Here is a 772-nt window from a genome sequence, read left to right on the forward strand (position 1 = left end):
TTACCGGCCCCATTGTGCTGCCCGATGGGTCTATCCCGGCCCATGGTCGCCTGACCGTCTCGCTAACCGGGCCGGATGCCGAGGGCGGCACGCAAATCGTCATGGGGCCGTTGCTGTTGCCACTCGATGCAGCGGGCGCAGTGGACGCGACCCTTTGGTGCACCGATGCGGGCAGTGCTGGCCGGGTCTATGTTGGCGCACTGCAATGGCATGATGGGGCGCAGACGCGCACCTCCGCCTTGCGCTTCGATGTGCCAAGCGGGTCGGGTGATCTGGCCTTTGTCCCGGTATGGACCGGCGATCTGCCTCAAAGCGGCCAGGCGGATGCGCTGGCACAATGTCAGGCCGCAGTGGAAAACGCGGTCACTGCATCCGGGGTTGCTGTCAGCGCGGCGGCGCAAGCCGCGCAATACCCACGGTTTCATTATCCGAGTTCCGCCACCTTCTTGGCGTCCTCAACTGCATGGTCGCCGGGGGCGCGGATCACGACGCAAACGGGCGATGTGTTTGATGTTGCGAACGCCGGGACTGGTGACTTCGATCACCCGATCAGCGGCATTGGCCTTTCTGTGGTGCAAGGCGCTGGTCGTGGGGTTCCCATTGAGGTGTTCGGTGGAGGGACGGACAAGACCGCTGCCGAAAACCATGCCGCGATCCAGCGGTTTTTGAATAGCGCTGTAATTAAAACGCTGCTCTTTACCGAAAACGACCCAAAGAAAGAATATCTGTGCGATCCCGTTGACCTGACGGGTTACGACAGGAAAGAATTCGT

1 pseudogene is annotated in these 772 nt (G+C 61.4%); it reads left to right on the forward strand.

The window, feature by feature from the left end:
- Positions 1-101: 101 nt before the first annotated feature.
- Positions 102-772 (forward strand): annotated as a pseudogene (locus tag CKO11_RS17120) (hypothetical protein); the annotation flags it as partial.

It is taken from the genome of Rhodobacter sp. TJ_12 (genome assembly GCF_020023995.1).
Classification (GTDB): domain Bacteria; phylum Pseudomonadota; class Alphaproteobacteria; order Rhodobacterales; family Rhodobacteraceae; genus Rhodobacter.